The following is a 12,696-nucleotide window of genomic DNA, read 5'->3' on the forward strand; positions in this document are numbered from 1 at the left end:
CATGTTTACAAAAGTATTAATAGCTAATCGAGGAGCCATTGCTGTAAGGATTGAGCGAACATTAGGAAAACTGGGCATTCAGTCTGTCGCGGTTTATACGAAGGCCGATCAAGATAGTCTACACGTGGATCATGCGGACCAAGCGGTCTTGATTGGGGAAGGTGCTGCCAAGGACAGTTACCTCAATGCGGAGCTGATCCTGCAGACGGCTATAGAGACAGGAGCACAGGCCATTCACCCTGGGTACGGCTTCTTGAGTGAAAATGCGGCTTTTGCCCGAGCCTGCCGGGAGAAGGGAATTGCCTTTATTGGACCGACACCAGAGCAGATGGAGATGTTTGGTCTTAAACACTCGGCACGGGAGATTGCCGTGCGAGCAGGGGTTCCTTTATTGTCGGGAACAGGGTTGATCGTGGAGCTAGAAGAAGCCCTTCGCGAAGCTCAAGAAATTGGCTATCCGGTGATCTTGAAGAGTACGGCTGGAGGCGGCGGAATCGGCATGCGTGTTTGTTCAGATGAGGAAGCTCTGCGGTCCGCTTTTGAGGCTGTCCGACACTTGGCCGAGACCAATTTCAAGAATGGCGGCGTGTTCCTTGAAAAATATATTCCGAAAGCACGACATGTTGAGGTTCAAATCTTTGGGAATCAATTCGGAGAAGTCGTTGCCCTTGGGGAGAGGGATTGTTCCATCCAGCGACGCAACCAAAAGGTGATTGAAGAAAGTCCTGCACCCAACCTGCCTCAAGCGGTTCGGGAAGCGATGTTTGCTTCGGCGAAGCGCCTAGCGGCTGAAGTTGGCTACCGCAGTGCGGGTACCGTTGAATTTCTTTATGATCCTGCTTCCCTGCAGTTTTATTTCCTGGAGGTGAATACGAGGCTTCAGGTCGAGCATGGGGTGACAGAAGAAGTCTTAGGGATTGACCTAGTGGAATGGATGGTGAAAGAGGCAGCTGATGATTTACGGGGATTGGCGACGTTGGTGAAGGAGCCGGTAGGACACAGCATCCAAGCTCGAATCTATGCAGAGGATTGCCTGCAGAACTTCCGTCCAAGTGCCGGTCAGCTGGATCAAGCCTTATTTTCTGAAAAAGCGAGAATTGAAACCTGGGTGCGCGATGGCATGACCGTGACCTCTCTCTATGATCCAATGCTTGCGAAAATTATTGTGCACGGAGAGAACAGACTAGACGCCATCGATAAGCTCATATACGCTCTTGAGGAAACACGGCTCTATGGGATTACAACCAATCTGCAATACTTGCAAGCCTTGCTCAAGGAGGAGGAATGCCGAGAAGGAAACGTCTATACGCAGCTGTTGAATGGGTTTGAGCCTGCAGAACGAGCCATCGAGGTATTGGACGGTGGCGTTCAGACCACGGTGCAAGACTGGCCTGGCCGAACGGGTTATTGGGATGTGGGGGTTCCTCCTTGCGGCCCAATGGATCCCCTTTCGTTTAGGATCGGCAACAAGCTTTTGGGAAATCAAGAGGACGCCGCAGGATTAGAATTAACCTTGCGCGGCGGATCGTATCGCTTCCGGAGTGACAGTTGGTTTTGTCTAACGGGAGCGGACATGGGCGCGACTTTAGATGATGTGCCGGTGGCAATGTATCAGCCGGTGCAAGCGCTAAGAGGGCAGGTGCTAAACTTTGGGGAAGCGCAGGAAGGTCTTCGTACCTACTTCCTCATCGCAGGTGGATTGGATGTAGCGAAGTTGCTTGGAAGTTCTTCTACCTTTACCCTTGGCGGATTTGGGGGGCATGGCGGTCGAGCCCTTCGCACTGGCGACGTGCTAAATTTCAATAAGGGTGAGTTAAACTCCGAGGGAGTGGAGCTTCCATCCAGCCATCGCCCGGTTATAACGCGAAACTGGACCATTGGGGTCATACCAGGACCGCATTGTACGGAAGAATTCCTTCTTCCTGAATATTTAAAGCAGTTAGCAGAAACTGAATATGAAGTTCACTTTAACAGCTCTCGTACAGGCGTGCGTTTAATTGGACCTGCACCGCTCTGGGCTCGTGAGGACGGAGGAGAAGCAGGCTTGCATCCTTCCAATATCCATGACAATGCCTATGCCATCGGGACACTTGATCTTACTGGGGATATGCCCATCTTGTTAGGACCAGATGGACCGAGTCTAGGAGGTTTTGTTTGCCCGGTGACAACCGCATCGGCGGAGTTCTGGAAGCTTGGCCAGCTGCATCCTGGCGATAAGGTTCGCTTCCAGCTCTTGACTTTGGAAGAGGCGGAATCCCTTCGCAAGCAGCAAGAGAGGAACCTAGAAGAAATGGTTCGAGGAGAGTGGAATCAACTCCAGGCTGTGGTCTTGCCTCAATCGGGTTCTGTCCTGACCCCGGATTACCCTGTATTGTTCCAAGAAAAAGAAAACCGGACGTTTCCCATTACGATTCGTTGTTCAGGGGATGAGAACCTATTGGTAGAGTATGGTGCCTTGGAATTAGATCTACTGCTGCGTTTCCAGGTTCATGCCCTGATTCAGGCCATTAAGGAAACCGATCTACCCGTACAAGATTTGACGCCAGGCATCCGCTCCCTGCAAGTTCATATTGATCCGACCAAAATCTCGGTAAAGGAAGCCTGCCAAAGAATTCAGGACATTGAACGCGAGTTGCCTCCTTTAGCTTCCATACAAGTGCCATCACGAATTGTCCGACTGCCTTTGTCCTGGGATGACCCGTCCACCCAGCTTGCCATTCAGCGCTATCAGCAGAACGTGCGACCGGATGCGCCATGGTGCCCGAGCAACCTCGAGTTTATCAGAAGAATCAATGGACTAGAGGGCATCGAGGATGTGAAGAAAGTCGTATTTGATGCAAATTATCTGGTGTTAGGTTTAGGGGATGTTTACCTTGGGGCTCCTGTAGCCACCCCGGTAGATCCCAGACATCGTCTGGTAACGACAAAGTATAATCCAGCACGGACTTGGACGCCAGAGAATGCGGTAGGGATTGGCGGAGCTTATATGTGTGTTTACGGAATGGAAGGTCCGGGAGGATATCAGTTCGTCGGTCGCACCATTCAGATGTGGAATCACCGAAGGGAGACCCAAAGCTTCCAATCCGGTAAGCCTTGGCTTCTTCGTTTCTTTGACCAGATTCAATTCTATCCTGTTGAAGCAGATGAATTGCTTCAGTTACGCGAGGACTTTTTGCGCGGCCGCTTCGAAGCGGATATTACCGAAACGACATTTGATTTAGGAGAATACTTAAAGTTTCTTCAATCTATAGAAGGAAGTACGGAGGAATTTCGTTTACTTCAACAAGAGGCATTCCGTATGGAAAGAGAAAACTGGAAGGCGTTGGGTCTAGCCGAATACATTTCCGAGCAAGAACAAGGGAGCGGAACGGAGGAAGAAGAGTTACCGGAAGGAGTGGTTGCGGTGAGATCCTCAATGCCAGGAAGCGTATGGAAGGTATTAGTTACTCCGGGACAACGCATCCAAAAAGGAGAGGTACTAATCATTGAAGAAAGCATGAAAATGGAGTTTCCGCAGGTAGCCCCTTGTGAAGGTACGGTATTGGAGGTCTATGTTAAACCAGGAGATGGAGTTCATACAGGACAATTAATCGTCAGCCTTGTGGAGGACATAAAAAGGGAGGGGCAAGAAAATGAAAACCTTGAGTGTATCATGCACGTTGTCCATTAGAGAATTGAGAGATCAATATATAAATAAGGAAATTTCTCCTGAAGAGATCATCGCAGAAATCGTCCAGCGTGCTCACGTGGAAGCGGATTGGAATATTTGGATCACCCCTCCATCCTATGGGCTTCTTCAGCCCTACTTGGATCGGTTAAAGACAATTGATCCGGAGCAGGCGCCGCTATGGGGCATTCCCTTTGCGGTGAAAGATAATATTGACGTGGCTGGTATGCCCACAACAGCGGGCTGCCCGGAATTTAGCTACGTAGCTTCGGAACATGCTACTGTTGTAAGAAGGCTTGTAGAGGCTGGGGCTATACCGGTAGGGAAAACCAACCTCGATCAGTTTGCCACGGGCCTCGTCGGTACGAGAAGCCCTCATGGCGAGACGCATAATGCGTTGAGGCCCGAGCTGATCAGCGGCGGCTCCAGCTCGGGCTCCGCTGTTGCGGTGGCTCGAGGGCAAGCAGCCTTTTCGCTGGGAACTGATACCGCGGGTTCCGGCCGAGTCCCTGCCGCTTTGAACGGTCTCGTTGGATTTAAGCCCAGCCTCGGAGCATGGTCGACTAAAGGGGTGGTTCCCGCTTGTGCAAGTCTAGACTGTGTCACGGTATTTGCCCACAGCCTAGAGGATGCTCTAGCTGTTGATGCCGTTGCTAGGGGAAAGGAAGAAAGCGATCCGTGGTCTCGCTCTTACCCCATGCCTTCTTACAAGCTTCCTCATAAGGTTTGTTTGCCTAAGGGAGAGCTGACGTTCTTTGGTCCGTATGCCAAAGAGTACGAAGCAGCCTGGACGGCCGTCGTTCATAAGCTAAAATCCTTACCGATCAACATTGAATATGTGAGTGTGGAGCTGTTCTCTGAGGCGGCAGCGATCCTGTATGATGGGCCTTGGGTAGCGGAAAGATGGGCTGACTTAGGCGGTTTTATTGAAGCACACCCTGGGGTCACCTTCCCCGTGACGGAGCAGGTACTTCGTTCCGGTGCACAGGAAAAATATGATGCCTCTTCGGTCTTCCATGCGATGCATCAGCTGCAGTCCATTAAAATGGAAGTAAAGAATCTTCTAAAAGGCGCTGTCCTTGTCATGCCAACGGCTGGGGGGACATGGTCACGGGAGCAGGTGAGAAAAGACCCTATCACTACGAACAGTGCGATGGGGCTCTATACGAACCATTGCAATTTATTGGACCTATCCGCAGTAGCTATCCCAGCTGGGGAGGCTGCAAAGGATACGCCATTTGGGATTACGTTTTTTGGTCTGGCGGAGGAAGAGAGTTTGACTTGCGGTCTGGCTGACGTGTTTGTTCACCGTAAGGTCCAAACCACGCCTGTGGCGGTGTGCGGGTTGCATATGCGCGGGTATCCGCTAGAAAAGCAAATGATTGCGTGTGGAGCTCGTTTTATTCGAGAGGAGCGTTCAGCGGCAAAATACCAGCTTGTGAAGTTGGCAACGACTCCAGCGAAACCTGGGATGATCAAAAAGGAAGGGAAAGGGGCTTCGATTGCTCTGGAGATTTGGGAAATGCCATTGGAGAGCTTTGGTTGGTTTACAACTTCCATCCCTTCTCCCTTGGGTATAGGCAAGGTAGAGCTGAAGGATGGATCGGAGGTCCCAGGCTTTGTTTGCGAGGCTTACGCAGCACGAGAGGCGGAGGACATCACTTCTTATGGAAGCTGGCGCCAGTATATTGCCACGGAGAAATAATAAGGGCTAACTCATCGGATCCTGGGGTCTGATGGGTTAGTCTTTTTTATAAAAGGAAAAAATATCAAGAAACGATACCTTGGAGGCAGAACGGATGAAAGTAGCGATTTACGGGGCAGGGGTTTCAGGGCTGGCCTGTGCCTATCAACTGGAGCGACTTGGCTTTACTGGACAGATTCATCTTTATGAAGAAAAAGAAGACATCGGTGTTGGGAACCTTTGGATGGAGTAGGAAAATATATCTTGAGGGCAGGAAACATGAATGTATTACGAGTGTCAGGCAGACTACTAGCCATGATGACCAAACCAAGAATTCTTATCCTGTTATGGGGCATATGTTGGAGTTTAGCGGCAGGAATGTACCAGACGAAAAGCAAAGGCAGTAGCTAAGAATGAGGGTTAATGGGTTTTTGCTATTGTTTTTCTCGGTCGTTTTACTTTTTCTTATGTTTAGGTTTTTGGAATGGCAGGGACGCTACCCTGTTTATGTACAGTTTATGGTGACGCTTGGACTACTCAATAGTCTAATAACGAATGCGCTCGTCAGAAAAGGCTATCTAGCATTCCCTTGGAGGTTATTTCCTCACTGGACACAAAATAACATCATTTATGACTTTTTGCTTTTGCCGGGCTTTGCTCTCCTGATGATTCAACTCCACGAAGTGTGGGATCATTTTTGGTTCATCCTTCTCCAATTCGTTTTCATTATTACTTTACAGGACTATCTAGTTTCTACATATACCACAATGCTTGCCATGAAAAAGTGGACTTTGTACCATACAGCATTGAGTGCTTTTTTTGTTTTTTTTATTTGGTACGGTTACTATTATTGGCTTTCAAGCTGGCTTTGACAGAAAAAAGGACCCACGCTCAAGGGTCCTTTACTTCTTCTTTTTCTTTTTGCGATATTCATTTCTCTCCCACTTTTTTAGATGAGGGTAGGGGTCAAACGCCCATTCCGTACGACCGTTGTACTTGTACATTCCATAATGCAAGTGAGGCGGGAATTTCCCTGAGGTTCCTGGACTTCCGTATCCAGAGCTTCCTACCCAGCCAATCACGTCACCCGGCTTTACGATGTCGCCAATCTTAAACTCCTTATTAAACCCGCCCAGATGAGCGTAGTAATGGTAAACATTATTAAGATCGCGGATACCGATGCGCCAGCCGCCGTAACGGTTCCAGCCTTTCACTTCAATATACCCGTAGCAAACGCTTCGCACAGGGGTGCCGTGGTGCGCAAAAATATCGGTCCCCTCATGTATCCTTCTCCCTCCCCAGCCTCGAGCATCGCCCCATGTAGAACGATAACTGTAATCGGTTCGCAAGGGTAAGGGAAAAGCTGTGTCCTCTAGCTGAAGGGTCTGAAAGGTTTGGTAAATTTGGGCATATTCTGAAATAATGTCGACAACCTTATCACTGCGATAATATTCCCAAAGCGCAATGCGGATGTCATCTTCGGTAAAGCCATATTTTGCGATGTATGTAGCCAGGGTGAACAGGACGTCTTCATCATCCGTTGAGTCTGCTACATTATCACCTGATCCGTCTTTGCCCATCCCGTGGAAGAAATCAATGCCGACAGGAGAGGTTTCATCCGGGTTAGGATTGAGGAAGCCTCCCCATTTCTCAGGAGGGATCTTAATAGAGGTATAGCGCGGTTTATCAGGCTCTTCGTTTTTTGAGCGCTTTTGAATATTTTTTTCATACTGGTTTATGGCTGCTAAGTAGTACCATGGCACTCCAGTCAACGTGCCCATCCTCTGAAAGAGTTCCAATCTTTCATCAGCAGGCTTAGCCTGAGGTGCGGGAGTGGACTCTTTTGCCGAGACCGGCAGGGATGTACCAAGCAGTGAGAAAAGTAAAAAGAAAACCAAAAACAGGCGAGCCATGGATTCACCTCCAAGAAAGTCTTCTAGGGGATAGTTTCTCACAGAATCATTTTTCGATACCGGAAGAAGCTGGCATGAAGTTTAGTGTTGTTGCAATTTCCAGGGGCAAGATCTACAATAAAAACATGAGGAATTAGATGGGAGTTGAGCGGACTTTGAACCAACGTAAACCCGAATGGCTGAAGATAAAGTTAAATACAGATGAAAATTTTAAAGAGCTAAAGCGAATGATGCGGGGCAAAACGCTCCATACCGTCTGTGAAGAAGCGAAGTGCCCGAACCTATATGAATGCTGGTCTAATCGTACAGCTACCTTTATGATTAATGGAAGCATCTGTACAAGAGCTTGTCGTTTCTGTGCGGTTACGACAGGCCTACCTACTGAACTCGATCTTGCTGAACCGGAAAAGGTGGCAGAAGCTGCAGAGCAAATGTCCTTGAAACATGCCGTTGTAACAGCTGTGGCCAGAGATGATTTAAAGGATGGCGGAGCCTCCGTTTTTGCTTTAACCATACATGCGATTCGCAAGCAACTTCCGCTTTGCAGTGTCGAGGTATTAATTCCGGACTTTCAAGGAAATTGGGACTCCTTGCGTACAGTCCTTGACGCGAAGCCGAATATTTTGAACCACAATATTGAGACAGTGGAGCGGCTCTCTGATCGTGTACGTTCAAAGGCCAAATATGCACGTTCGATGGAATTGCTTAAGGTGTCTAAGGAGATCGCACCCTCCATTCCGACCAAATCAAGCATTATGATCGGAGTAGGAGAAACGTATGAGGAGATTGTTCAAACGATGAAGGATCTTCGTGCGGTGGATGTCAATATTGTTACGATTGGTCAGTATTTGCAACCCACGAAGAAGCATTTGGCCGTACAGAAATACTGGCACCCGGATGAGTTTGCTGCACTGAAGGAAGAAGGGATGAGTATGGGGTTTGATCATGTAGAATCGGGACCGCTTGTCCGCAGCTCTTATCACGCCCACGAGCAAGGACAAGCTGCGGGCCATGTTGGATAAAGAAATAAGGAAGCGCAGGGAGTATTATAGCCCTGCGCTTTTAACGTCTTACTGATTTGTGGTACGATGCGTTCCATTAGTATTCGGATAGGTTTGATTCATGTTATAGTTGGTGACGTTTTGTCCATTATCCGTAACATTCATCCCCGTCATATCTAAGGTTCGGGTTTTTAAAACGGCTTCTAGCTGGTCATGATCGATTGCATTGGATCCAGCTCGATTCACAAGCGTATTCACCTGATCGATTGTATTTTCGTCACCTGATATATAGATCTCATACCAGCGGGGTGACATCGCCCATGCGGATAGCTTTGCTCGGTTGAGAATTTCAGCATCCGTTACACCAGGAACTCCGATAAAGATATCCTCATCCGTAACTAGCACAGAGGATTTCTCTATTCCGGGAACAGAGGATACCATGGAGCTAATCGCTCTAGCCAGTACATTGTAATCTACGTAATAGGTTCCGTTCTGCTGTGCGGTGATGTCTCGCTTGCTGTACGTGGCATATCCGTATCCTCTCTGCCCATTCCGTGTACGCTGGGCTGAGATCTGACCGGTACGGCCATCCTTAAAAATAGCGTTGTTTGTATAAGACCTTGGGGATATCTGATCATTTACATTTCCTGTCGCCAATGGTGCGGCATGATTTCTGCCAAAGCGAAAGCCAACATTGTCATCGGTGGCCAGGTTGTTTCTGACTCCTGCCGTCGTTCCTGTTCCGGCACCGTGGTAAGCTGTGTCTCTTGCTTCATCTGCCGCAGGAGCACATCCAATGACACTTAGGGAGAGCGCGGTTAACGCGAGCCAAGACTTCCATTTGTTCATTTGAACACCTCCTGAACATAGGGTAACCGGAAAGGGTCATGCCTTTGCATGGAAAGAGGATGTGGATTACAGGAAAGTGTGGTAATATATATTCTTAGAAATGGCTAGCATGGGAGGATGGAACGTGATTCGCGTGCAAGGATTATCCTTTGAGTTGTTGGAGAACCATCGTGAAGGTTGGAATCCGGAGATATTTAAGACCCGTTATAGCGATATATTGAACAAGTTTGATTATATTGTTGGGGATTGGGGCTATGGCCAATTGCGATTGAAGGGTTTCTTTGAGGATCACTATCCGAAGGCTACCTTTGATAATCGAATCAGCTTTTTAGATGAATATCTTCAAGAATACTGCAATTTTGGCTGTCCTTATTTTGTCTTGAAAAAGGTAAAAGACGCCAAGGCAGAACTCATAAAAGAGCAACCTAGCGAATAGCAGGTTGCTCTTTTATGATTAGAGAACGGTATATAAAAATTCCATCAGTTCTTCGGCTTCTTCATCCGTCACGCCAAAAGCATGGGCTACATACCCTTCTTCCTTCAAATCATCCTGTCCTAGGATGGCTGCTCGGTTCGTTTGAAGATTAACGACCAGCTTTTTTCCATAGAAGTTGGTTGTTGTTGTAATGGCTAGGTCATGGCGATTCGTATCTCCCATAAAGCTGACAAAGCGGGTAACGGTATCCTCTTTATGGTCATACAGGAAAAAACTCTCACTACTCATCTTCTATAGTCCCCCTACAAACTCATGTTGCTCTATTTTAACATATGATGAACAACATGTTAAATCACTTGATGAGCGCGAAGCAGCTCGCTATACTAAGATGGACAGGCAAGTGGAGAGGGGATGGACGATATGGATGAGAACTCAGGGCACGTCATGGTCATTTTGCTGGCCGTCGTGCTGACGTTTGCAATTACCATTATTTCAGCTAAACTTAGGAAAAAGAAAAAGTAGGTGGATCCTATGTATAATGTGAATACGCAGAAAATAGATGAAATCTTAACATATATCGATCGGAGTATCTTGCCGACTTTGGCTTCCGTTATGGGGCAATCCAAAGATCACTTTATCCAGCAGCCTATGGCAACCTATGCAGCCGAACGGATGTTTCATTTGTTTATTGAAGGCATGACCGATGTTGGAAACCATCTGATCGATGGTTTCATTATGAGGGATCCGGGAAGCTATGAAGATATCGTCGATATCATGGAAGACGAGAGGGTCTATACATCACAGCAAGCTGCTGTCTTCAAAGAAATTATCCTGCTGCGACGCGATCTAGTCCTCCATTACACTGAACCTAAACACGGGAAGTTATACGATGTCTACTCGCAGCATGCTCGCGTGATGGAGGAATACACGAGCCTAATTCGCCAGTATTTAAAGAAAGAATTGTGGTAATAAATCGAGTGGCCCTGGAGTTGAATGCTTCCTGGGCCTATATTTTTTGCTACTTATTAATATTTAGGTATTTTTTATATAAATTTGTATAAAAATTTACTTATCTAATAAAATCGAGTAGAATATGATGTAAAGTACAGCAGAAAGGCGGTGAGCTACAATTGTCAAAGGCAAGGAACTCCTCAACACGAAACCAAATTCTCCACCTGCTGAAGCTCCATGGGTCCCTTACCGTCAGTGAGATGGCTGCTAAGCTGCAAATCACCGAGATGGCGATACGCCGTCATTTAAGTACTCTGGAGCGGGATAATTTAATTGAATCCACCATGGTACGTCAATCCATGGGACGTCCCACTAATGTGTATTCTCTAACTGAAGAGTCGGATCACATGTTTCCCCGTCACTACTCCGATTTCGCCCTTGATTTTCTTCAGGATCTTGAAGACCTGGAAGGAAAAGATAAAATCAAGTCCTTGTTTGAACGTAGAGAGCAACGGCTTTCTGATAAATATAGCAAGCATATTAAAGGCACAACCCTTGAAAAAAAGATTGATCAATTGGCTCAAATTCAGAATGAAAAAGGCTATATGGTAGAGTGGGAACAGGACCCAAAGTCTGGTGACTATATCTTTAAAGAATATAATTGCCCCATTTCTCAGGTAGCAAAAGAATACAATCACGCTTGCGAGTGTGAGCTCTCCTTGTTTAAGAAAGTTCTTGATACCGAAGTAGAGCAGAATGAGTGTATAGCCCAGGGAGAAGACAAGTGTGTCTATGTGATCAAGAATCCTGAATCGGAATCCGAAGAGAGTGACCCATCGTAAGAGCGGTTATTCTTTTTTTTTTGATTGTAAATCGTGCTATGATGGAGAAAAGAGAGGAGTGGAAAGATCATGAAATCCTATGGAGCGTATCTGATTGATTTGGATGGGACGATTTATCGGGGGAATCAGGTCATTGATGAAGCACCTGGATTTATTCGTTGGCTAAAGAATCAGGATATTCCCTTTTTGTTTTTAACCAACAATTCCTCATTGCCTCCCCAGAAAGTAGCTCAAAAGCTGCAAGGGATGGGCATTGCGTGCGAGACGGAGAATGTTTTTACAACCAGCATGGCCGCGGCTGAATATATTCACTTAAATTTAGGAAAACGGGTCTATGCCATTGGAGAAGAAGGCTTAGTTTCCGCTTTGCAAGAACAGGGCTGTGAACTGACAGAGGATCATCCAGAGGTCGTCGTTATTGGCATCGATCGGCAGTTTACCTATGAAAAGATGGCCAAAGCATCTTTGGCCATCCAGCAAGGGGCTGTTTTCTTATCTACCAACAGTGACCGTGCCGTTCCAACCGAGAGAGGACTAGTTCCGGGAAATGGGGCCTTGACCGCTTCCATTCAGACAGCTAGCGGAACAGCTCCCATCTTTATTGGAAAACCAGAAGCCCTCTTTGTGGAATTGGCTTTGCAAAAATTAAAGGTTAAGGCGAAGGACGTGCTGTTAATCGGAGACAATCTCCATACGGATATTTTAGCCGGGGTCCAGGCCCAGGTGGACACGCTACTGGTCTATACTGGCATTACCCGTCCTGAGGATCCTGAATTAGAGAGAATCCGCCCTACCTACGCAGTTCATCATTTATTGGAATGGGTCAAGCAATTTTAGTGGCCTTTACTATGAGCAAGCCTGCTGGAGGCAGCGGCTGCGATGGCACCTACGATGTCATCAAGAAACGTATGATTTTGATGATCGTGTTTATCATTTAACTTTTTGAGAATGCCTGGCTTTACTTTATCGATATATCCGTAGTTGGTGAAGCCAATGCTTCCGTACACATTAACGATGGATAAGGCCACAATTTCATCAACACCGTAAAGACCTTCATCATTAAAGATCATGCTCTGCAATGGTTCCAGGAGCATCCGCTGCTCAGCTAGCATGTCTAGCTGGATCCCTGTAAGGATCGCATTTTGTACTTCCCGCTTGGCTAAGACTTTTTCCAGATTGTCAATACAGAGCTCTTTGGTCAGGTCTGGAAAATAATCCTTCTGCAAAAATAAGACAAGCTCAGCTAAATCGTCCATCGTTACGCCACGAGCTTCCAATAGCTCCCTCGTTTTCTTTGCTACAACTTCATCGTTTACAACGGCTAACGGTGACATAGTAACTCTCCTTCCTGAT

General features: G+C 47.2%; 14 protein-coding genes. 10 read left to right on the forward strand and 4 right to left on the reverse strand.

Annotation, left to right across the window (positions count from 1 at the left end; translation table 11 throughout):
* Position 1: 1 nt before the first annotated feature.
* The 5 genes from uca (at position 2) to EIZ58_RS35250 (ending at position 6,223) form a co-directional block, all read left to right on the forward strand.
* Positions 2-3,670, forward strand: coding sequence for an urea carboxylase (uca, locus tag EIZ58_RS26505; RefSeq protein WP_134703995.1), 3,669 nt, complete (start codon positions 2-4; stop codon positions 3,668-3,670).
* The gene (locus tag EIZ58_RS26510; protein ID WP_134703996.1) at positions 3,633-5,372 is read left to right on the forward strand and encodes an allophanate hydrolase; all 1,740 of its coding nucleotides are present in this window, start codon (positions 3,633-3,635) and stop codon (positions 5,370-5,372) included. The genes uca and EIZ58_RS26510 overlap by 38 nt, the downstream gene beginning before the upstream one ends.
* 94 nt (positions 5,373-5,466) lie before the next feature.
* Entirely contained in the window at positions 5,467-5,604 is a 138-nt protein-coding gene (locus EIZ58_RS26515; protein ID WP_134703997.1) for an NAD(P)-binding protein, read from the forward strand.
* A 26-nt stretch (positions 5,605-5,630) separates the two neighbouring features.
* Complete coding sequence (locus tag EIZ58_RS34955) at positions 5,631-5,762, forward strand: hypothetical protein (protein WP_255438426.1); 132 nt, start codon at positions 5,631-5,633, stop codon at positions 5,760-5,762.
* Positions 5,763-5,869: 107 nt separating this feature from the next.
* The gene (locus EIZ58_RS35250) at positions 5,870-6,223 is read left to right on the forward strand and encodes a CBO0543 family protein (protein ID WP_370297817.1); all 354 of its coding nucleotides are present in this window, start codon (positions 5,870-5,872) and stop codon (positions 6,221-6,223) included.
* 30 nt (positions 6,224-6,253) lie between these two features.
* Here the strand turns inward: EIZ58_RS35250 and EIZ58_RS26520 are convergent, their stop codons facing one another.
* A complete protein-coding gene (locus tag EIZ58_RS26520) occupies positions 6,254-7,264 on the reverse strand; it encodes a M23 family metallopeptidase (protein WP_134703998.1) in 1,011 nt (336 codons plus the stop codon).
* Positions 7,265-7,419: 155 nt separating this feature from the next.
* Between EIZ58_RS26520 and lipA the strand changes: the two genes are divergently transcribed.
* Positions 7,420-8,286 carry a lipoyl synthase gene (lipA, locus tag EIZ58_RS26525; protein WP_134703999.1) on the forward strand — a complete coding sequence of 289 codons (867 nt, stop codon included), beginning with the start codon at positions 7,420-7,422 and terminating at the stop codon, positions 8,284-8,286.
* A gap of 48 nt (positions 8,287-8,334) precedes the next feature.
* Here the strand turns inward: lipA and EIZ58_RS26530 are convergent, their stop codons facing one another.
* Positions 8,335-9,114, reverse strand: a complete 780-nt coding sequence (locus EIZ58_RS26530) for a YhcN/YlaJ family sporulation lipoprotein (protein ID WP_134704000.1) — start codon at positions 9,112-9,114, stop codon at positions 8,335-8,337.
* 124 nt (positions 9,115-9,238) lie between these two features.
* Here EIZ58_RS26530 and EIZ58_RS26535 point away from each other — a divergent pair, with 124 nt between their 5' ends.
* Positions 9,239-9,550 carry a YutD family protein gene (locus tag EIZ58_RS26535; RefSeq protein WP_134704001.1) on the forward strand — a complete coding sequence of 104 codons (312 nt, stop codon included), beginning with the start codon at positions 9,239-9,241 and terminating at the stop codon, positions 9,548-9,550.
* A gap of 18 nt (positions 9,551-9,568) precedes the next feature.
* Here EIZ58_RS26535 and EIZ58_RS26540 read toward each other — a convergent pair whose 3' ends face one another.
* Positions 9,569-9,838 carry a DUF3055 domain-containing protein gene (locus tag EIZ58_RS26540; protein ID WP_134704002.1) on the reverse strand — a complete coding sequence of 90 codons (270 nt, stop codon included), beginning with the start codon at positions 9,836-9,838 and terminating at the stop codon, positions 9,569-9,571.
* Between the two features lie 243 nt (positions 9,839-10,081).
* Between EIZ58_RS26540 and EIZ58_RS26545 the strand changes: the two genes are divergently transcribed.
* The 3 genes from EIZ58_RS26545 to EIZ58_RS26555 all read left to right on the forward strand — a co-directional run bounded on the left by EIZ58_RS26545 (position 10,082) and on the right by EIZ58_RS26555 (position 12,180).
* A complete protein-coding gene (locus tag EIZ58_RS26545; protein ID WP_134704003.1) occupies positions 10,082-10,519 on the forward strand; it encodes a DUF86 domain-containing protein in 438 nt (145 codons plus the stop codon).
* A 161-nt stretch (positions 10,520-10,680) separates the two neighbouring features.
* A complete protein-coding gene (locus EIZ58_RS26550; RefSeq protein WP_134704004.1) occupies positions 10,681-11,343 on the forward strand; it encodes a helix-turn-helix transcriptional regulator in 663 nt (220 codons plus the stop codon).
* A gap of 69 nt (positions 11,344-11,412) precedes the next feature.
* The gene (locus EIZ58_RS26555; RefSeq protein ID WP_134704005.1) at positions 11,413-12,180 is read left to right on the forward strand and encodes a TIGR01457 family HAD-type hydrolase; all 768 of its coding nucleotides are present in this window, start codon (positions 11,413-11,415) and stop codon (positions 12,178-12,180) included.
* Here the strand turns inward: EIZ58_RS26555 and EIZ58_RS26560 are convergent.
* Positions 12,177-12,677, reverse strand: coding sequence for a phosphatidylglycerophosphatase A family protein (locus tag EIZ58_RS26560; protein ID WP_134704006.1), 501 nt, complete (start codon positions 12,675-12,677; stop codon positions 12,177-12,179). The genes EIZ58_RS26555 and EIZ58_RS26560 overlap by 4 nt on opposite strands.
* Between the last annotated feature and the right edge of the window lie 19 nt (positions 12,678-12,696).

It is taken from the genome of Ammoniphilus sp. YIM 78166 (assembly GCF_004522215.1).
GTDB lineage: Bacteria > Bacillota > Bacilli > Aneurinibacillales > RAOX-1 > YIM-78166.

Bases quoted from the DNA above. Each gene is read 5' to 3' on its own strand.
- EIZ58_RS26540 (WP_134704002.1), bottom strand. From the start codon at position 9,838: ATGAGTAGTGAGAGTTTTTTCCTGTATGACCATAAAGAGGATACCGTT.
- EIZ58_RS26515 (WP_134703997.1), top strand. From the start codon at position 5,467: ATGAAAGTAGCGATTTACGGGGCAGGGGTTTCAGGGCTGGCCTGTGCC.
- EIZ58_RS26560 (WP_134704006.1), bottom strand. From the start codon at position 12,677: ATGTCACCGTTAGCCGTTGTAAACGATGAAGTTGTAGCAAAGAAAACG.
- EIZ58_RS34955 (WP_255438426.1), top strand. From the start codon at position 5,631: ATGAATGTATTACGAGTGTCAGGCAGACTACTAGCCATGATGACCAAA.
- EIZ58_RS26520 (WP_134703998.1), bottom strand. From the start codon at position 7,264: ATGGCTCGCCTGTTTTTGGTTTTCTTTTTACTTTTCTCACTGCTTGGT.
- EIZ58_RS26555 (WP_134704005.1), top strand. From the start codon at position 11,413: ATGAAATCCTATGGAGCGTATCTGATTGATTTGGATGGGACGATTTAT.
- EIZ58_RS26545 (WP_134704003.1), top strand. From the start codon at position 10,082: ATGTATAATGTGAATACGCAGAAAATAGATGAAATCTTAACATATATC.
- EIZ58_RS26530 (WP_134704000.1), bottom strand. From the start codon at position 9,114: ATGAACAAATGGAAGTCTTGGCTCGCGTTAACCGCGCTCTCCCTAAGT.
- EIZ58_RS35250 (WP_370297817.1), top strand. From the start codon at position 5,870: ATGGTGACGCTTGGACTACTCAATAGTCTAATAACGAATGCGCTCGTC.
- EIZ58_RS26510 (WP_134703996.1), top strand. From the start codon at position 3,633: ATGAAAACCTTGAGTGTATCATGCACGTTGTCCATTAGAGAATTGAGA.
- uca (WP_134703995.1), top strand. From the start codon at position 2: ATGTTTACAAAAGTATTAATAGCTAATCGAGGAGCCATTGCTGTAAGG.